This window comes from Paenibacillus sp. MAH-35, from assembly GCF_058135425.1.
Genome location: NZ_JBYUPU010000012.1, coordinates 167,468 through 185,247, shown reverse-complemented (window position 1 = coordinate 185,247; position 17,780 = coordinate 167,468). Strand labels below are relative to the sequence as shown.

Below are 17,780 nucleotides of genomic sequence, written 5' to 3'. Positions count from 1 at the left end.
GCATGGATCTCTCGCATTCGTGTAAGCCCCGTTAGAGCCTCGCGAACGTGATGTAATCGATTTGGGCAGGCTCTGCCGATTCGTTCCGAAGTGCCCGGTTGATCTGTCCCCGGTGATATTGCCCGTGCAAGAGGACCTGTGACAGGATGTCCCGGACGGACGTACGGAACGGAACCCCGCTCTGGTTCGCATAGTCGATCATCTCGTCCAACCCGGACTCCTCAAGCCCTTCGATATAGACGCGATATAATGCGGCGTTATCTTCGAACATCGTCCGGACCGCCGTCAGGTTTTCCGCTTCCTCCCACAACGAATATGGCGCGCTGCCCTTGCCCTGTAATCGGGACAACCATACTCGCTCCGCGACCGCAACATGCCGAACCAGCTTCAGAAGGTCCTTGTTCTTCGTCTCACTCTCCTCGAGCGCGTCCAGGATGCGTGCGTTCGCCCAGTACAGGTGGTCCATCATACACTTGATCGTTTTCATCTCGGCCCCCCCTCTTCGTCTCATCGATTAGTTGAATTTACTTTATCCGTTAGCCCCTGGAATTCGGTATTTCAAAGCATTCAAAAACTATCTATTCGCTATTTGGCTAAATTATCCTGCCAGTCCGCGCAGCAAGGCTATCGCTCCAAGTCATTGTAACGGTCCGATCATAATCTCCTGGATCATCTTCCCGGCTTATTAGGAAGCGTACTCTATCGGTTGGGAAGACACGGCTCGTATGCTGAAAAGGAATCTTGTTCATTCCAAAGGAGAACTGTAAAATGGAAAAAACGCCAATATTGAAAAAAACAGAAAAATCGATTTGGTTTCGAATTTTCGCCGTTGTGTTCGCGCTTGGAGGTTTGGTCGTTCTTGAAGGTCTTACGGAAGGACTGGAGCCCTGGTTCCGATCGGCTTTCGCCTTCGATCCGCATCCGGAAGAGCTGCGATTCCACGGCGCCGTGCACGGCGCACTGATCGGGCTGCTGTTCAGCGGCAGTCTGTTCCTATTGTTGCACAAACCATTAACGAAACCGCTGCTCGTACGCTTTTATTTTGTCGGCCACGTTATTTTTCTGGTGACGCTGGCGGCTACCAGTCCGGCGCTCGCGCCGAGCCGTTTTTCCATTTTCGTCATCTTCGGAATCGCTTTGACGATTCTTTACTTCACTTACGGAAAACGAAAGGAAATTATTCGTCCTTCGGAGCCTGCCCATTTCGATCGACCGCTACTGATCCTCTCGATTATTGCGCTATTCGGACTGCTGCCTTTTTTGGTTAATGGTGCGGTCCAACAGTTTCAGGAGACGGAGGAACAGTTTCGCTGGGGAGAAGGAACCGCACTTGCTCTAACGTTGATCTATGGCAGCTTCATGGTTGCTTCCGCCCGTACAGGGGCCGCGGCACTCGGCTTGCTGCTCGCGTTTACGTTCGTCTACCTAGGTGCCGCCGCGCTGACGCTTCCCGGCCACGAAGCCAGCTGGGGCATGTGGGGAGGATGTGCCGCGGTATTGTACGGATGCGTATATGGGGCTTTCTCGCTGCGCCTTATGCGTTCCGTGATATCCGGAGTCACTTCCCTCCGTTAAGGGGTGGACGTTAAGTTACATGGGGGAGTTGTTAGCCATAGATATTCACTCTGCACCGCCCGCGCACAGCAAACAAGCGGACCGTCCTTGTTCCGACAAGTTCCTGCTTGCCGTGAGAAGCGCGGCTCTTTCATTAAGCGGGCTGATTACATGCTTGTTTCTATACAAGATCCCCTCGTACTTTTTGTACATCCGGGATGCTTGTCCCGCCACGACATGCGAATACGCCAGATTGACGGCTTTACCCCCGGCCGTGCTGGAGAAGCTCCATTGGTCGTATGACGACCTGGCCATCCTGTTTACGAGCATAACGCTGCTCAACTTTGCCGTTTTTTTTATCGGGGCTTTACTTATCTTTATCAAACGCCCGAACGAACCGATATCGTATATCGCCGGGGCTGCCTTTATCGCCTTTCCCGCTTCCAGCTACATCCCGAATATGTGGCGGGAGCTCGGGTGGCTGGCGACGGGCATCGAAAATACGTCGATTTTTTTGTTTATCCTGTTTTTGCTCCTGTTTCCCAACGGCAAAATGGTACGGCGCCGGGTATTTTGGGCGGGGATCGGGCTAGCGGCTTTCCGCTTGATCGCCAGCACTTTCGGAACTGAGCCATGGAGCGTACAGCATTGGCCGACCGCACTGAATCTGACCTGGATGTTTTTGTTATACGGTACATTGATCTACAGTCAATACACCCGGTACCGCTACGAGGCGAACGCTGTTGAGCGGCAGCAGACCAAATGGTTTATTTACGGACTGTTGCTTTCCCTGACAGGCATATTCGTCGTCAGCGCCCTCCCACTTTTGTTTCAGCCGGATTTCTATTTGCAACCTGACCCGCTCTGGCTGCTCGTTCTGGATATTTCGGTCATCTTGCTGTTAATACCGATTCCGGCGACGCTCACGATCACGATGCTGCGCAAGCGGTTATGGGATATCGACCCCATCGTAAACCGCACTCTCGTATACGCAGGGTTAAGCGCGATTATCGTCGTGGTTTATTCGCTTATCGTGTGGTACTTGTCATTTCTGTTTCAGGTCGGTCATAATATGGTCTTCTCTCTGGTCGCCACGGGAGTGACGGCTTTTCTGTTCGCACCGCTGAAGGAAAAGCTGCAGAAGGCAGTCAATCGGATGATGTACGGCGAACAGGACGACCCTTATACGATTCTGATCGCTCTGGGAAACCGGTTGAAGGAGCCGCTTTCACCCGAAGCGGCATTCGAGACCGTTGCGAAAACCGTCAAAGATGCGCTGCGGCTGCCTTACGCGGGAATTATGCTCATTCGGAACGAGCAGCCCTTGCTCGTCGCTTCCGTAGGCGAACGGCCGCCGGAAACGGTTAGCCTTCCATAAATCAACGGAGGCCGGGACATCGGCAGTCTGATCGTTGCGGTACGCTCGCCAGGCGAAACGTTCAACGAAGCCGATCAGCGCATGCTGGGCTTTCTTACCCGTCATGCAAGCACCATTCTCCAAAGTGTCAAGCAGACGATGGACATCGGACTTTTGATCGGCGAACTCCAGCAGTCGCGGGAACAATTAATTTTGGCGCGCGAAGAAGAACGCAGGTCCATGCGTAACAACCTGCATGATGAGATCGCGCCCAGACTCGCCTCCATGAAGCTTACCGCCTCTCTCGTGGAGGACTGGATTCGCGATGATCCCCCCAAGGCGATCCTTTTCATGAATCGTTTCCGGGAAGAAATCGGGAAAACGGTGGAAGAAATCCGGGGGATCGTATACGACCTGAGACCGCCGGCGCTGGACGAGATGGGACTTGTCGGGGCGCTTCGTCAGCGGGCCGAACAGCTGCTCGACGTTCGGGCTATCGCGGGAGCAGACCAACTCCAGATCGAGATTGAACCGACCGCCCCTTTGCCGCCCTTGCCTGCAGCGATCGAAGTCGGGACCTATCGGATCGTCACGGAAGCGTTGGTCAACGTCGTCAAACATTCCGGGGCCGATTATTGCAGGGTTCTAATCGACTTCCGTCCCGAGACGAACGAGCTGAAGCTCGAAATCGCCGATAACGGTGTCGGCTTGACGAAGCAGCCACCCAAATCTGCGCATAACGGAGGACTTGGACTGACCTCGATACGGGAACGTACGGGCGAATTGGGAGGCGTCTGCCGATTCGATTCCCCACCGGAAGGCGGAACGGTGATCTCAGCCGCTCTGCCGGTAAAAGACCGACCATGGAAAGGAGATCCAGATGGAAACGCAGCTTCGCATATTAGTGGCAGATGACCACCCGATGTTCCGGGAAGGCGTCAGGAACGTCGTGGACAGCACAGAAGGGATGACTGTTGTCGGGGAGGCGTCGACAGGAGACGAAGCGGCCAGGTTATCGCTCGAATTGCTCCCGGACGTCATTTTGATGGATATCCGAATGCCCGGATTAAACGGGATCGAAGCAACGGCACGTATTCGTTCGGCCCACAGCGCAATTCGCGTTCTGATGCTGACGATGTTTAAGGACGATGACTCCGTCATTTCCGCTATGAAGGCCGGCGCAAGCGGATACATTCTTAAAGATGCGGACAAGGAGGATATCGTCCGCGCGATCAGAGCCGTTGCCGCCGGCGAAGCGATCTTCGGAGGGGACATTGCAAGCCGCCTGATCGCTTACGCCGTGCGTCCCGTCTCCCGGCTGGATCAGTTTCCGGAATTGACCTACCGGGAAAAGGAAGTACTTCAGTTGATGGTCGAGGGCTGCGCCAATGCGGATATATCCGGCAAGCTGAAGCTCAGCTCGAAAACGGTGTCCAACTACATCTCGGCCATTCTGAACAAGTTGCAGGTACCACCGGGCAAGCGCGATTCAGGTCGTCAAGCAATCCCGCCAGGATGCCCCTTGAAACTCAGCAATAGAATTTATAGCAGCGGCAGGTCGATCGACAACTCGCAACCGACCGGGTCGTCTTTGGCATCGGCGGAGGATCGGATGTCCACTCTTCCGCCCAGCAGCTGCACCCGTTCGATCATGGACGACAGACCGAAGCCGGGAACGGCCGAGCCGTACGGCTCTCCATCGCTGACCAGCCGAAACATCAGCATCCCGTTGGACAAGCGCAGCGAGAATCGAACGCGAGTACACTTGCCATGGCGGGCGGCATTGGTCAATCCTTCCTGCAGCGCATGATACAATACCTGCTCCGTCAACCTGCCCGGCTTCGTATTCGAGGACAATGAAATATCGGATTCGATGGCGATTTCCATCGTATCTTCCGTATATTGAATCAGCTCGCGGAGCGCCGCCTCCAGTGTCATCGTCTCCGCATCATCCGAGCGGATTAGCATGACCGCCCTGCCGACATCTTCCAGCCCTTTCCGTACAAGCCCGCTCAGCAACTCCAGCTTTTCCCACGGAACGCGGTCTTGTTGTTCCGCAATCTTCTTCGCCGCTTCCAGCTGGACGATCGCCGAGGTTAGCGTGTACCCGACCGTGTCATGGATTTCGTACGCGATACGGTTGCGCTCTTCCAGCACCGCCATCTCTGCAAGCGTCTCCGCCTTCTCGCGAAACGTCACGGCCAATGAACGGCTCGCTTTCTCCAGCGCGGACACCCGCTGCTCCACCGTCTGTTCCAGGCTGTGCCGCAACTGCGCTAGCTCTATATTTTTCTGTTGCAACTCCGCCTCACTTTGTTTCGCTTCCTGGCGAAGCAGACGCATCCGGATCGAGATCGCCGCCAATCCGCACACGGATACGGAAACGATAACAAACCCGACGTACGGCAAACGATCGGATAGTTGGGAATGTAAGCTTAATGCTTCGGACACGAGAATTACGATCCGATACGGATCAAAAAGTCCCTTCGGGCCGAGCAGATACGCCGTGCAGGCGATCGCCAGCCACACGATCGGGCGGCTGCGGTCAGGCGGCTGAAGATCGTTATCGGCGCGAATCGCTTGCAGCGACCATAACAAGAAGGCGAATCCGGCATAAACCGTTGCCGCGTTTCCAGCCATGGCAGACACTCCGAGCACCGGAGGCAGCAGCACGGCGACTACAGCAGTATGCGCGAGCCGATCCGTTTGATCCTCTGCGGCTGTGGTAGGCAGTTTCTGCTCCAAATTCCCCTTCCCTTTGATTCCGATATCGTATAAGGTCATCTGTTCATCACCTCGACTTCATTCATCATACCGACGGTCCGTTCCCGACCACAAGGGTCCCATTCCCGGGAGGGCTGGGAATTTTTTCAGGGCGTCCGGGACGCGGCAAATACAATTGAACCGTTGATATTTTGGATGGTGCAATCGGGTGGAAAGGACTATTCTTAGGGTAGAACAAAACGGACTTCCTGAAAACCTTTGCGGTTACCAGGAAATCCGTTTTATTTGTCTTGCATGCGAGACCGGATCGGATCGAGGCAGCGGTTCCCTTCCTCCAGCCCCACTGGATCAGACTGTATTCGAATTCGTCGAAGGAGGTGATGATGTGAATATTCTATCGTTCACAAGAACTGCGTTGCAGCAGATTGTTTACCAATTGCTCGGGAGCTTCGCTTTCAATTACGATTTTGTTAAATTCATGCTCTTGCAAATCAAGAATGACTACTTTCCTGGCATCACGATAAGATAACAAATGTTTCTTTCCATTAATAACGAAAACCCCGCTTTTATAAGTTAATGCAGAAATGCCGGTTCGTTTTACAGCGGTTATGGGAAACTCAAAATCACCCACCTGCAATTTATCAATCGAAGTGTAAGGAATTTCAATTTTGCTTCTCAAGTTAGTAATTGCCGCCCAGCCTGAAAAATTCAAGATTAGAGCATAATCACCCAAAGTAATCTGAATACTCATCTTCGTATCCGCCTCCTTATTCTTGTGATGGTCCTTTTGATTTTTGGGGAATAAACATGCCAGCAAAAATACGGGGAGTGCGCTCGGGCGTCGGTTCGTTATGGATCGCTTTTTCGATGTAGGTATTAATCGAGTCGATGAGCTCCTGAAACTCGTCATTCGTCAAATGCATAGGCGCAAACCAATATCCGAATCCATTCTCTTTGTATTGAGTCGGGGAATTTTCCGTAATATAAGAAGTCGCAAGCTGAAGCAAATTAGCATGGAATGCAGAAAAATGCCGCAAATGATCCTCCTGTGAAGTGACCTCGGCCTCCTTATCCGAAATCTGTATTTGATCCTTCTTGACGGAGAATACCCGTTCTTCCGTTCCTTTCACTTTGTTCGTATCGACTACTTCGATCATATCCGCTTCGATCAACAGATGAATGTGTCGATACAACGTCGCTTGAGGAACATCGCCAAGCTCTTCCAACAGTTGTGCGGTCGTCAGCGGTTTGCCCAGCATTAATTGTTGGATAATCCGCATTCGGATCGGATGTAGCAGCAGATCCGCTTTTCTTGCCATTTCATGGCCTCCAACGTTATCATTTTATATAATGATAATATAATAAATCGGTTTTAATTTCAACATTTTCACTGAAACGTTATTCCCGATCTTGTACAGCTCCGCCCCACCCCGGTCGAGACTCGTAAACGGATCGGGTGACGGCCTCGCACAGCCGTCATCTTTGTACACCGAATATACAAAGTTTATAACTTTTCCGAGCCCTTCCCCCCAAAAGACAAAGTCACCTGTGATGGCTTGATAAGGCGCTGATCCTCAGGCAACTTTGGAGCGGTCAGACGTGCCGTCCGCAAACGGTCATCGCAACTATCCAACCAGCACAAACTTTGTACATTGACTATACAAAGATGGCAAGTGTTGCTATAATCGATAGTAACTGAAGCTGCATAGTGTGGAGGGATCCTTATGGCAATCGGTAAGGAACGCGCGGCACTGTCCTTCTGGGAAAGTCTGAATATGAAGGTTCGAATAAACTCCCTGTTGTTCGACTTCCAGCTTAATGACAACTTCGAGCCTTTGGTGATGAAGGAAACGCAGGAGAAGCATAATCACGCGGCCATCGAGATGCAGTTCATTCTCTCCGGATCGGGACTGCTCCTTGTGAACGATCATGAGTACAGATTCGCACCATACTCCATCCACATAATCGGACATAACGTCTTTCATGCTGTCATCCCGGATTCGCAGTCTCCTCTCAATCGCTTCACCTTACGGTTTACGTTCCGACGCATCTGCGACAACGACGACTGGTTTCCCCATACAGAGGCGGAACAGATTAAGTCTCTGCTGTCTCGTCTCCGTTACAGCGGACTTTACAACAAAGACAATAACGAATCGATTTTCCGCCTGATCCAAGAAATCAGAAATGAATTGAAAACGCCTTCATTAGGATCGTATGCGAATGCCCAAAGTCTGTTCGCACAAGTCATTGTACGGACGGTCCGGGAAATCGTCCGGGATAGCGACGCCAACACCACTTACGCGATGCCGAGCAAAGCCAAGGATAATCAGCGGTCCAGCATCATAGACCGTTTTTTTGTAGATTACCGGCAACAGTTGACCTTGGAAATGCTGGCCGAGCAATTGAATCTAAGCACCCGCCATGTTAATCGGTTGCTCAAACAGCACTATAACGTTTCTTTCAAGCAGAAGCTGCTTAGTACCCGGATTGAGGTCGCGAAAGATTTTCTGCGGACGAGCGACCTTCCCATTGAGCACATTGCGCGTGAAATCGGGTGCGAATCCCCTCCCCACTTTTACTGTATATTCCAGGACAAAACGGGCATGACTCCCTCGCAGTACAGGACGATGATGCGCAGAGCACGCAAATCTGTTGCCCGCTCCTTGTGACTTTGGAAGGATTCTCATCAGCCGCCGGAAATCGGCGGCAGACCAACAAGCGTTATACTTCGACCGCAGCAGCAGCCGATAGCATAACGCTTGTTGGTTACATCATTTTGAATTGAAAAGCGTACAAGTCCGCATCGAGAAGTGTGGCCTTCATCCGGATCGGCTTGCCCGCCAACCGGGATACGTCAGCCCCGTTCCGCCATCGCACAACACCCTCCAGCTCGTCTCCGTACAGTGCATCCATCTCATCGCCCGAAAAACCTTCCAATGGTGTTCCGGAGGTATCCTGCAATTCGATCCGAACCGAACCGGCTGCGGAAGTGGCGTAATTCAAGACGAGCCGGTTTCCCGAAAAAACGAATGGGCGCGTAGTGAACCAGCCTCCCCCGCATTCGGCGCGAATGGAGGCAAATCCGTGCCGTCTTACGGTCAACCGCCGCAACCGGTAGTCATCCCACCGATAGTGCTCCGTCACGTATAGCGAAAATTCGTCGGGGTCCGACTGCACGATTCCAAGTGCCGTCATGTTGCAACGATCTGTCCAGTTTCTTCGGTCCGGTCCGGGAAGGGACCACGCCTCGCGAAAGGTTCGGTCCCAGTTCACGCCGTCACGGCTGGACATGAACAAGGTATCGGACACGCCTTCTACCGGATGCTCCTTAACCTTCTTGCGGTTTTCCACAAAGCGCATCGGGAAGGAAAGCAGCATATGTTCGGCTCCCGGACAACACACGGTTGCATTCGTATAAAAATGTTCCGCTGGTATATTCCCATCATACCGGTTCGGTTCAAACGGCCCCCATTGCTTGAAATCGGACGATGCCGAGCTGTGTATGGCCCTGATCCGGTCATCCGTCCAATAACGCGCATAACAGCGGTATTGATTCCGCGGTGCCTCCCACAGCACGACATTATGGGAATCGAACGGCTGTCCAGCGAACAGTGCCTCTTTATGCAGCCTCTTCCATTGAATCCCGTCTTCCGAACCGAGCGCATACAGGAAGCCTTCGTCCCATGGACTCCCTTCTGGTGCGGCGCCTCCCACCGCTTTATAGGTCCATCGATCCGCCGCTCGCGGATTACCGTCTATGAAGGGCGAGAAGTTATGGGATTCCAGCCCTGACCAGACGATATTGTTCTGCTTGGAGCCTCCAAATGAATACAAACCTAAATTCGGACGGGTAAAATGGACGCCGTCGCTGCTCTCCGCATAACAGGTCACCTGTCGCGAATCGCCGTCGCTGCCCAAGCAGTTTCCGCGGTAGTACAGACGAATCTTCTCCTCATCCTGCAGAAGGGTAAAATATCCGCTGGCGCTCCCTTCCCACGGTTGATCCAGCGTTAATACCACCTCCCGCTTTACCGGCCGATTCAAACGCAGCATAACGCCTTCCTTGCCGGACAGGAGCCACTCGTCGATAAACATTTCCACTCGCGAACCGATATTCTCCACGTTTTCGCCTCTTTTCATCATGCCCTCCCTCAGCTCAAGGCTTCGCGTAGGTGGCGCTTAACGTTTCCATTAGTTTGGTCGCCTCTTCCGCCGCTTCGCGGAACGCCGTGTTCCTGTCCTTTTCACCGAACATGACCGCATTGGCATACTTCATGTATACATTTTCGATTGAAGTGGCGTAAGGACCTTTATAAGGAACATTCGCCAATTTAGAAGCAAATACCGCTTGCCAGTTAATATCTTTAAACTTGGTGTCTTGTCCCAGATTCGATCGTACCTTCTCGCTGCGCAGAACAGGCAGCCGCCCGTTTCGGGCATAGGTCGTCTGAACCTCTTCCGACAACAGATGTTTGATCGCTTCCATGGCAGCGCCCTTGTTTTTGGACATACTTGTTACGCCCATATATACGCCGTACGGTTGAGTGCCGACTCGAGGCTGTTCGCTGAAAGCCGGGGGCGAAACGATGTCGAAATTCATCTTATCCAACTTGTCGTGCCAGCTGTTGATCAAGGCGGACACGTACACCATCATTCCTTGCTTGCCTTGAACAAATCCTTCGAGAACTTCAATAGCCGTCCTCGGCATATATTTTTTGGCTGCCGGGTCGACATTGCCCGGAGGGGAAACCAGTTTGTCAAAAAACAGCTCCCAGCGGCGGTCCGTATTAATTGTCGGTTTCAGGGTGCTGCGATCGACGGCCGGGATCGAAAGCGGGTTCGTATAAAACAAATATTGCATCATTGGTAAATATCCGAAATATTGAGTGTCTCCCTCCATGCGACTCAGCTTTTTCGCCATCTCGTTAAATGAATCCCACGTCATGCCATTGCTAGGATACTGAACTCCGAATTTGTCAAACAAATCTTTGTTGTAATAGGTGACCATGCTGTCAGTGAAGATCGGCAAAGCCAGTATCTTGCCGTCCGCATCGTTGCGAAACCCTTCGATCGTGACAGGCTCAATGCTGTTTAAATCCACTTTGTGCGTCTTGATTAATTCGCTCATATCATATTGGATGGCGTTCGGCAAAGCGGTAGTCAAGAAGTAGCCGACGGAGTGGTAATAGACGTCAATCTGCGTACCGGCTGCCAGAAGATCTTTCAGATAAGTTCCCGGGCCATGCTGTTCGATATACTTAATGGTGTAGTTCGGAAACTTTTTACGCAGAACATTTCCGAATTGTTGATCGAATGCTTCTTGAGAGCCCCCGGCTTCGGTGTAAAACACCAATTCCACTTTTTCCGCCGGCGCCGGGACCTCCTCCGGTCGCGCACTTGGCGGCGTCTCCTCCGGTTTGCTGCATGCGGAAAGGACGAGCATGAATGAGAGGCATCCTATCCCGATTTGTCGTAACGTTTTCATTTGTAGTGTTCCCCCTTGTGTAAGGCTAGAATCGGTTTCCAAGCAAAGTGAGCTGTTCGCACTGGCAATATAGAATACCGGTGTACTCTATTGATTACGCAAACTGTAAAATCGCCCATTGCCGTACTTCCGTTGTAACTGACTTTCATCGAATCACCGTTATTAAGGAAACGTCCTGCTTATGCTCGTTTAAGAAAACAATACGAACCATATCGATCCCGGATCGGTCAATACGTCTGAAGTATTGTAGGTTCGAATCTCGAAAACCGTAGTAGAGATCGGGATGAACTCCGCCGGCATCTCCATACTGAGGCGCGCCGTTGGAATAACGACATAGTTGATGTCAGGCATCGGCTTCGCAAGCGTCACCGTGATGACGCCTGCGGATGTACGAGCAACAGTGAACGGACGCCCCGTCGCCTTTACAACCGTAGCCGTACCGCCAGACACCGTGATCCGGCAGCGCGCTGCCGCCGTCCCTTCGCCGCCAATGGTGGTATAGGAATATAGGCTGATCGTGCCGTCCTTCAGCATTTCGCCTGTGCGACGGTTATTGAGAACGCCAAGACCTGTCGTTGCCAGCGAGGTGCTGGATGCGCCCATGACCGTAACGCTGCCCTCGAACGTGGACCCCACCTCAATCAGCTCAGGAACTGTAGCATTCCCAGTTACTCCGGACAGCGTGTTCGTGCGGGGTTCCAAAGCTGCAATCTGACTTAGGCTTATGCCAACCGCGCTCTCTTCGAGGTGCACGCCGGATGCCACCAGATTGTCTTTCGCCATCAGCACGCCCTGTCCCAGCTTGCCGCCGGTTACCTGGGCGCCGGTGATGGTGGCGTGCCGGAGCAGGACCAGAGCGCCGCCGGCGCTGGAGTAAACTCCGCGGCGGATTCCTGCGCTCGGGAGAACCGTGCTTGCATAAATCTCGACATCGGAGATCTCGAATAAGGCCGGACCGCCGTTGCCGGTGTTGTAGTGAATGCCGAACGAGGTGAAGTCCCGTATGACACATTCGAATATTCCGCTATGCTCATGTGCGCCGTCGGTGTACACCATAGCGCGGTCCAATCCCTTGTAAGTATTGCCGCCTGCGACGGCAAGCTTCTCCAGACGGGCGGCGAACACGTATTGACCCGGCGGGCGCGTAGGGTGATCAGGCCCGGTCGGTCCAAGCGTGATCGCATGGCCGCTGGTCAGCGTTCTGAAGTGAAGAATCGTCGCGGCCGTCCCCTCGCCCTGCAAGGTCATGCGATCACGTACGTTCAGAGGCACGCCGATACCGTAATTTCCTCGCGGGAACTTGATGATAGCGCCATAACCGCCGCCTACTGCTTTCTCCGCATAGTCGAACAGCGGTTGCAGCACCACGTTATTGGCGCCATTCAGAGTGGCGTCATTTTTGGCGCCCCACTGCAGCACATTAAACGTATTGGAACCATAGTTCCTGTGCACCCAGCAGCCTGTAGCGCCTGGGGAAGTTTCGCCCGTCCCGGCGATATAGGCGGCGAGCGTTGCCTCCGTGCCGTCCCATGGCACGGTAGGACTGACGATATTCCCGCCGTTATGCTGGGATCGTGGACGCGTGGCATCCCATACGAACGGTGCGCCGCCAACCGGGCCGATCAGCGTCCCCGCCCATCCCGGATGGTAGCTCGTTGTCTCGACGCACTCGCCTTGGCAGCTGCCGATTAGACCGGACAGAGAGCTGACGTTGTCCACATGCCTGCATACCTTTCCTAAGTGGGCAGCGCCTTTGTTAACGTATACGGAATCTGTTACATCATCATCCTTGTCTCTCGCATATCCTGGAGTCATACTGCTCATTACGGTGCCTGCAGCCATGGCGACGCTCGCAAGACCTACCGACGCGAGCAGTTTTCTTCTGCTGATGGAAGCTCCCGTCGCTTGCCCCTCGGTACCGTCCGTCCGGTCCGATTGTTGTAGAATCGGCTGTACCTGTGGCCCGCTTCCGTTTAGCTGCTGCTCTTCCCCGGTTGGATCTTCATTGCGGTTTTGTTCCGACATGTTCATTCCTCCATTATGGATCATGTATATGACTGAACGATGGATGATCTTTTCTTTCGCGGCTATGTCAGGCGCGTTCCCTACATCGCTGCACCTCCAAAATTAGTTTTAGTTGAAGAAAGTGAACATTAATGCGCTTTCAAGATGGATGTCGTCCGGAAATGAACTTTCTCTGGTGTGATTGGTATCCCCCTCCTTGACCGGTCCCCTAAAGCGTAACAAAACTTATTTTTGCCCACAATTAGCAAACAGGACATGTTTTCCAAAAGCGTGTCCGGGGCAGTCGAACGATGTCGCTACGTGGGCACGGGTAGAATCCTCCGCAACGCAGCAAAGCCTGCCCGCATAACGGCACGGGCAGACTTGGTCACAGGAAGCGTCGAGTTCTTCCATCTGTATATGTATGCAGGTTGAATCGCGCGGTTAGCGTTGATTCCGGGTTACAGTCGCTACTGCGCTTCCTCCTTGATCCGTTCGTTTTTATTGACGGTACAGCTCGGCTGCTTCTTGCTCGGATATTGCGCCATCGAGCAACTCCACTTCACGGATTTTGCCGGAAAAATGGGATTGCGGCCCTTTGCCCAGCACAAGCGGCGTACGGCCCAACTCACCTAGTTTCGCCGGGGCGATCGGCGCGGAAGATACAAGTACCCCATCCAGGTACAGAGTGAGGCGCTCCAGATCATAAGTGATCACGGCACGATGCCACCCGTCTGTTACAGTACGATCCAGAGTCACAAGCGGATCATGTCGCAAGCTCCACACTTTGCCGCTTGGCAATGTACCCGCATACAGTTCGCCGCCATATACAGCCATCGACCAGACCCGGCGGTAACGAATGTCCGGATTTTCCGGTTCAAGGACGCCGGACAGCGTCCACTCGCCATCGCCGGCATAACGGTATACATGACCGCCTGGCAATGTACCGCCGTACAGCTTGCCGTTGAACATCGAGATCCCCATCACTTCCAGCTCAGATCCCATCAACCCGTAGTTGCTCCATTGCTGGTCTCCCTCATAACGCAGCATGCGCGCTTCCGGCCAGACCCCCATCAGCAGATCGTTATGGTACACCGCAAAACAATAAACTTGATCGCATTTTTCTACTTTCCCTTCATACACCCAGTCTTCATCCAACGTGCGGCTGTACACACCCTGGAGCTCGTTGCAGCCGATATACAATCGTTCCCGGTAAGCCGCCAAAGTCATGGTCCGCGTCTTTCCTTCCGGCCCTGGCGCGCCCAGATCCTCACATGCCCCCGTTTCATCATAAGCGTACACGCCCGGAGTATAAAAGGACATCGCGATCAGTTTGCCTTGATAAACCACCATCGAAGCAGCACTGTCCGAGCCGGGAAGCTCAGCGAACAACGACCACGTCCGACCGCCCTCATATCGGTATATTTTGCCGCCCGGCTCCATATTGGGCGACTCCGGCAGAGCGGAGCCGGACGCTTTGTAACGCATCGTACTCGCATACAGCTTGCCTTTATACTCGATTAACGACCATACCGAATTACTGTCATCCGGATTGCCGCAGTCTATCCATTCGTCGTTCTCACCCAGCTTGTAGACCCTGCCTTTGTTGTCCCGTGTATCATCGAACACTCCGGCATATAACGCTCCCTCATACACGCATAAGGTACAGATCAGACGGCTGTTGCCCGGATTGCCGCGATCCTGCCACTGGTCCGCTGCCGATTCGGGCAAGCTCCAGCCAAGCTGCAAGTTCCGCCAGTTCGGTTGAGTGGAAGTTACCCCTGCCTGCGTCAGCACGGACAAATGCCAGCCAGCCATCTGCTCCTCGGCATACCGGCTGCATATTCCTCCTGGAAGCGATCCCTTCTCATCATGAATTTCGAATTCCACGGAGAGGGTGAAGGGACGGGCGCCATGGGTCCACTCCGAATCCGGCAGCACAATGGCCGACTGCTCCCCGTCAAAGACGGCTCCGTCCTGGAATTGTACGGCTACCGCTTGCCCGTGACGCTGGTGCGCCGAGGCATCCCGGCAGTCCTCGCGCAACGGCCAATACCCGATACGCACCCGGTTTGTTTTCGTTCCTTTTTGTTCCATTCCGATCATTCCTTCTTCTATATTTGGATGTATGCCGGATAACATGATCCTTCCATCCGCTCCTGCCTCTATACTAAATCATGAAAACCGGCGACACATGCCGAAAATTTGATACCAGCTGCCATTTTTCGTTTCAACGGGTCCTGATTTCAGGTTTACAGTCTGACGGATGTGAGGTTTAATGAAGGAAATGCTCGCTGTGAAATTGACGAATAAGGATGATCCTTATGGATAACACATTTTATCTGGAGTATCAGGGCGACATTGACGATATTCCGAGATTCCGGGAAACGCAGGAACGGTTTGGCATCCTTCATACGAACGTTTCACGGACCGAACTGCACTATCACGACTATGCGGAACTATCGTACTTCACAGGTGGAACCGGTTACGAAACCATCAATGGCGTCCGTCATCTGCTGCGGCAAGGTACGGTCTCTTTCCTTTTGCCCAATCACATGCACTCCATCTCAAGCGCACCCGGTCAGCACGTTTCCAAATACTGCTGTCTGTTTGACATTCAATTGGTATTCGGACAGCAGGAGGATAGCGAGTTTTCCAGATTGCTTGACTCCATCGGCACCGACTTGCCTTCCTTCCTGGACTTCGAAGGTGCTGAGAAAGAGAAAATGAAACAAATTTTCGAGTTCTTATTGGAAATTTCCAGCGAGCCCGATACTCCCATTCACCGCCATCTGATCCGCACCAAGCTTACAGAAGCGATCCTGATCTACATCCGCAGCGCGAGCCGCCGGCAATCCGATCCGAACCCGCTCATCGCAGACAGAAAGTCGGCAGCACGCACACAGCTGTTCTGGCCCGTTCTGAGGTATGTCCATCTCCACTATCGGAAGCCGCTCAGTCTGGAAGAACTGGCACAACGGTTCGAACTCAGTGTCTCTTATATCAGTTTGTCGTTTAAAAAGTATACCGGCCACACCTTTGTGAAATATATCCATCACCTGCGAATTGAAACGGCTGACAATATGCTGCAGCATACGAATATCAGCATAACGGATATTTCTATGGAAGTCGGGTTTGAATCGTTTCGCACGTTTGCCCGCGTATTCCGCGAGATGAAAGGGATAACGGCCAACCAATTTCGCAGCTTGTCCCAACAAAAAAACGATAGTCATCGGGTTAAATGACACGGTTTCCCCATTAACAGCGATAAAAGCTATAAAGCAAAAAAGTCACCATGCGGTGACTTTCAGTTGAATCAAGTTTCGGCGGAACGATCCGGAATCGCCTCAAGGAGTCAACACCAATTCGCGGTTTGCGGTTTCCTCGGCTTCGCGCAGCGCGCTGTTCACATCAGCCTGTCCCTCGATCACCTTGTTAAGCGCCGTTTGCACATACGGTCTGACTTTCGTATCGTGCATCGTTCCGGCGAACGGAGGAGCGAAGCTGCTTTTGAAAATGCCTTGAATATTCTTGCCTTGAACGCTCTTGAGATTTTGCCCGTACAGCGCTTTGATGGCCGGATCTTTTAACGATGTAAATCGTCCCCGCTGGGTCATCGTCTTTTGGTTTTCCGCGCCGACCAGCACTTCGATGACCCGGAAGGCGTCCTGCTTGTTCGCCCCCAGCGACGAAACCATCAAATAATGGCCGGTCGATCCTGCGCTTACGTTCGGACGCTCGGGAAAAGACGGCAATTGCGCCACATCCCATTTGAAATCAGTCGGCGTTCCGTACACCGCCTCCAGATTATGAAATCTGGCATCATAGCTGAACATCATGGCGACGCTCTGCTCCTTCATAAAGTGATCCAGATTCGTTCCGCGATTGCCGGGGATCAGTTGGAACTGTGCGATCAGGTTCACCATCCGCTTCCATCCGTCGGTATTGATGCTGACCTTCCTTGTTTCGGGAGAGAAGTAAGGCAAGCTGAGCTGGCTGTTTAGATCGAACAAGCCGGTCATCATCGCCCCGCGGTATTGAACGCCTCCCGTAGTTCTGGAAAACCGCTTGGCTATCTCCAGCGCATCATCCCAGGTCATGCCGTCCGGCGGATAGGGCACGCCAAAATTGTCGAACAGATCTTTGTTGTAAAAAGTAGCCAGGAAATTCAGCGAGAACGGGATGGCGGACAACTCTCCCGGCTTGCTGTATTTGCGCACCGTCTCCAGCGGGACCGAATCAAACCGATTCAAATCCATGCCGCTTTGTTTGACCAACGGGGTCAAGTCGGATGATGTGGCCATTTCACGGTGAATGGCGATCCGGGAAAACGAAGTCAGGATCAGTTCGGGGAAATCCCCTCCCGCAATCAGCTGCTGCAAACCTTCGTCGCTTTTCGTATTGACCTGCAACTCCACGGTCAAATGAGGATACTTGGCTTTGACCGGAGCCTGCACCAAGGTCTGAAATTCCTCTTCGGTCATCGTAGCTCCGTCCTGGAGTAAGCGGATCACGGCCGGTTTCCGTTCCTCCGGCGGCAGAACCGTCTTTTCCGTCTCCCCTGCGGTTTTTCCGCAAGCACTCGCCAACACGGACACACTCAGCAAAATCCCCGTCTCTTTCCAGCCGATTCTCATACGGACTGCCCCCTTCAAT

General features: G+C 53.0%; 14 protein-coding genes and 1 pseudogene. 6 read left to right on the top strand and 9 right to left on the bottom strand.

The window, feature by feature from the left end; all coding sequences use genetic code 11:
* Positions 1-31: 31 nt before the first annotated feature.
* Complete coding sequence (locus AC3Y2E_RS15805; RefSeq protein WP_379211881.1) at positions 32-487, bottom strand: DinB family protein; 456 nt, start codon at positions 485-487, stop codon at positions 32-34.
* Positions 488-768: 281 nt separating this feature from the next.
* Here AC3Y2E_RS15805 and AC3Y2E_RS15800 point away from each other — a divergent pair, with 281 nt between their 5' ends.
* The 4 genes and pseudogenes from AC3Y2E_RS15800 to AC3Y2E_RS15785 all read left to right on the top strand — a co-directional run.
* On the top strand, positions 769-1,575 hold the full coding sequence (locus AC3Y2E_RS15800) for a hypothetical protein (RefSeq protein ID WP_379211879.1): 807 nt from the start codon (positions 769-771) through the stop codon (positions 1,573-1,575).
* 19 nt (positions 1,576-1,594) lie between these two features.
* Positions 1,595-2,932, top strand: coding sequence for a hypothetical protein (locus AC3Y2E_RS15795; protein WP_379211877.1), 1,338 nt, complete (start codon positions 1,595-1,597; stop codon positions 2,930-2,932).
* A gap of 81 nt (positions 2,933-3,013) precedes the next feature.
* Entirely contained in the window at positions 3,014-3,826 is an 813-nt protein-coding gene (locus AC3Y2E_RS15790; RefSeq protein WP_379211875.1) for a sensor histidine kinase, read from the top strand.
* Positions 3,792-4,322: pseudogene (locus AC3Y2E_RS15785) on the top strand (response regulator); the annotation flags it as partial. The gene AC3Y2E_RS15790 and the pseudogene AC3Y2E_RS15785, both read left to right, overlap by 35 nt.
* 131 nt (positions 4,323-4,453) lie before the next feature.
* On the opposite strand, the gene AC3Y2E_RS15780 reads toward AC3Y2E_RS15785, so the two are convergent.
* The 3 genes from AC3Y2E_RS15780 to AC3Y2E_RS15770 all read right to left on the bottom strand — a co-directional run bounded on the left by AC3Y2E_RS15780 (position 4,454) and on the right by AC3Y2E_RS15770 (position 6,954).
* A complete protein-coding gene (locus AC3Y2E_RS15780; protein ID WP_379211873.1) occupies positions 4,454-5,695 on the bottom strand; it encodes a histidine kinase in 1,242 nt (413 codons plus the stop codon).
* 334 nt (positions 5,696-6,029) lie between these two features.
* Entirely contained in the window at positions 6,030-6,386 is a 357-nt protein-coding gene (locus AC3Y2E_RS15775) for a PH domain-containing protein (RefSeq protein WP_379211871.1), read from the bottom strand.
* A gap of 16 nt (positions 6,387-6,402) precedes the next feature.
* Positions 6,403-6,954, bottom strand: a complete 552-nt coding sequence (locus AC3Y2E_RS15770) for a helix-turn-helix domain-containing protein (protein ID WP_379211869.1) — start codon at positions 6,952-6,954, stop codon at positions 6,403-6,405.
* Between the two features lie 405 nt (positions 6,955-7,359).
* Here AC3Y2E_RS15770 and AC3Y2E_RS15765 point away from each other — a divergent pair, with 405 nt between their 5' ends.
* Entirely contained in the window at positions 7,360-8,304 is a 945-nt protein-coding gene (locus tag AC3Y2E_RS15765; RefSeq protein ID WP_379211867.1) for a helix-turn-helix domain-containing protein, read from the top strand.
* A 97-nt stretch (positions 8,305-8,401) separates the two neighbouring features.
* Here AC3Y2E_RS15765 and AC3Y2E_RS15760 read toward each other — a convergent pair whose 3' ends face one another.
* The 4 genes from AC3Y2E_RS15760 to AC3Y2E_RS15745 form a co-directional block, all read right to left on the bottom strand.
* Entirely contained in the window at positions 8,402-9,778 is a 1,377-nt protein-coding gene (locus AC3Y2E_RS15760; RefSeq protein ID WP_379211865.1) for a hypothetical protein, read from the bottom strand.
* Between the two features lie 13 nt (positions 9,779-9,791).
* Positions 9,792-11,120, bottom strand: a complete 1,329-nt coding sequence (locus AC3Y2E_RS15755) for an ABC transporter substrate-binding protein (protein WP_379211863.1) — start codon at positions 11,118-11,120, stop codon at positions 9,792-9,794.
* 189 nt (positions 11,121-11,309) lie between these two features.
* Positions 11,310-13,145 carry a putative phage tail protein gene (locus AC3Y2E_RS15750; RefSeq protein ID WP_379211861.1) on the bottom strand — a complete coding sequence of 612 codons (1,836 nt, stop codon included), beginning with the start codon at positions 13,143-13,145 and terminating at the stop codon, positions 11,310-11,312.
* 480 nt (positions 13,146-13,625) lie between these two features.
* A complete protein-coding gene (locus AC3Y2E_RS15745; RefSeq protein ID WP_379211859.1) occupies positions 13,626-15,221 on the bottom strand; it encodes a LamG-like jellyroll fold domain-containing protein in 1,596 nt (531 codons plus the stop codon).
* Between the two features lie 227 nt (positions 15,222-15,448).
* Between AC3Y2E_RS15745 and AC3Y2E_RS15740 the strand changes: the two genes are divergently transcribed.
* The gene (locus AC3Y2E_RS15740) at positions 15,449-16,369 is read left to right on the top strand and encodes an AraC family transcriptional regulator (RefSeq protein WP_379211856.1); all 921 of its coding nucleotides are present in this window, start codon (positions 15,449-15,451) and stop codon (positions 16,367-16,369) included.
* Between the two features lie 102 nt (positions 16,370-16,471).
* Here AC3Y2E_RS15740 and AC3Y2E_RS15735 read toward each other — a convergent pair whose 3' ends face one another.
* On the bottom strand, positions 16,472-17,761 hold the full coding sequence (locus AC3Y2E_RS15735) for an ABC transporter substrate-binding protein (RefSeq protein WP_379211854.1): 1,290 nt from the start codon (positions 17,759-17,761) through the stop codon (positions 16,472-16,474).
* Between the last annotated feature and the right edge of the window lie 19 nt (positions 17,762-17,780).

What these genes read in the sequence shown, in the direction of transcription:
- AC3Y2E_RS15745 (WP_379211859.1), bottom strand. Translation starts at nt 15,221, where the DNA reads ATGGAACAAAAAGGAACGAAAACAAACCGGGTGCGTATCGGGTATTGG.
- AC3Y2E_RS15740 (WP_379211856.1), top strand. Translation starts at nt 15,449, where the DNA reads ATGGATAACACATTTTATCTGGAGTATCAGGGCGACATTGACGATATT.
- AC3Y2E_RS15750 (WP_379211861.1), bottom strand. Translation starts at nt 13,145, where the DNA reads ATGTCGGAACAAAACCGCAATGAAGATCCAACCGGGGAAGAGCAGCAG.
- AC3Y2E_RS15765 (WP_379211867.1), top strand. Translation starts at nt 7,360, where the DNA reads ATGGCAATCGGTAAGGAACGCGCGGCACTGTCCTTCTGGGAAAGTCTG.
- AC3Y2E_RS15770 (WP_379211869.1), bottom strand. Translation starts at nt 6,954, where the DNA reads ATGGCAAGAAAAGCGGATCTGCTGCTACATCCGATCCGAATGCGGATT.
- AC3Y2E_RS15795 (WP_379211877.1), top strand. Translation starts at nt 1,595, where the DNA reads ATGGGGGAGTTGTTAGCCATAGATATTCACTCTGCACCGCCCGCGCAC.
- AC3Y2E_RS15800 (WP_379211879.1), top strand. Translation starts at nt 769, where the DNA reads ATGGAAAAAACGCCAATATTGAAAAAAACAGAAAAATCGATTTGGTTT.
- AC3Y2E_RS15805 (WP_379211881.1), bottom strand. Translation starts at nt 487, where the DNA reads ATGAAAACGATCAAGTGTATGATGGACCACCTGTACTGGGCGAACGCA.
- AC3Y2E_RS15780 (WP_379211873.1), bottom strand. Translation starts at nt 5,695, where the DNA reads ATGACCTTATACGATATCGGAATCAAAGGGAAGGGGAATTTGGAGCAG.
- AC3Y2E_RS15755 (WP_379211863.1), bottom strand. Translation starts at nt 11,120, where the DNA reads ATGAAAACGTTACGACAAATCGGGATAGGATGCCTCTCATTCATGCTC.
- AC3Y2E_RS15735 (WP_379211854.1), bottom strand. Translation starts at nt 17,761, where the DNA reads ATGAGAATCGGCTGGAAAGAGACGGGGATTTTGCTGAGTGTGTCCGTG.
- AC3Y2E_RS15775 (WP_379211871.1), bottom strand. Translation starts at nt 6,386, where the DNA reads ATGAGTATTCAGATTACTTTGGGTGATTATGCTCTAATCTTGAATTTT.
- AC3Y2E_RS15760 (WP_379211865.1), bottom strand. Translation starts at nt 9,778, where the DNA reads ATGATGAAAAGAGGCGAAAACGTGGAGAATATCGGTTCGCGAGTGGAA.
- AC3Y2E_RS15790 (WP_379211875.1), top strand. Translation starts at nt 3,014, where the DNA reads ATGCTGGGCTTTCTTACCCGTCATGCAAGCACCATTCTCCAAAGTGTC.